1 pseudogene is annotated in these 672 nt (G+C 62.1%); it reads left to right on the top strand.

From position 1 onward, the window contains the following. Positions 1–666 (top strand): annotated as a pseudogene (gene nodQ / locus NKI38_RS33495) (bifunctional sulfate adenylyltransferase/adenylyl-sulfate kinase NodQ); the annotation flags it as partial. Positions 667–672: the final 6 nt, after the last annotated feature.

Here is a 672-nt window from a genome sequence, read left to right as displayed (position 1 = left end):
AACGCCACGGTCGGCGCCGGCATGATCCTGCACACGCTGCGCCGCGCCGAAAACATCCATTGGCAGTCGCTCGACGTCGGCAAACGTGTGCGCGCCGACATGAAGAACCAGCGGCCCGCCGTGTTCTGGTTCACCGGGCTGTCGGGCTCCGGCAAGTCGACCATTGCCAACCTGTTCGAAAAGAAGCTGTTCGCCACCGGCCGCCATACCTATATCCTGGACGGCGACAACGTCCGTCACGGTCTCAACCGCGATCTTGGTTTCACCGACGCCGATCGCGTCGAGAACATCCGCCGCGTCGCCGAAGTGGCGCGGCTGATGGCCGATGCCGGGTTGGTCGTCATCGTGTCGTTCATTTCGCCGTTCAGCGCCGAGCGGCGCATGGCACGCGAATTGATGGCCGACGGCGAGTTCATCGAGGTGTTTGTCGATACGCCGTTCGAGGAATGCGCCAGGCGGGATCCCAAGGGCCTCTATGCGCGCGCACTGAATGGCGAGATCAAGAATTTCACCGGCGTCGATTCCCCTTACGAAGCGCCGGAAAACCCGGAAATCCATCTCAAGACACTCGGCAAATCGGCCGAGGAGATGGTAGACGCCCTGGAACACTGGCTGAACGAGCGCGACATTGCCGAAGATCAATACGACAGCGGCGGCGGCATCTGACGACAG

The sequence above is a fragment of the Mesorhizobium sp. M0621 genome (assembly GCF_040320745.1).
Lineage (GTDB): Bacteria > Pseudomonadota > Alphaproteobacteria > Rhizobiales > Rhizobiaceae > Mesorhizobium.
Note: the sequence above shows the minus strand (reverse complement) of the source record. Positions and strands in the feature narration are given on the sequence as shown.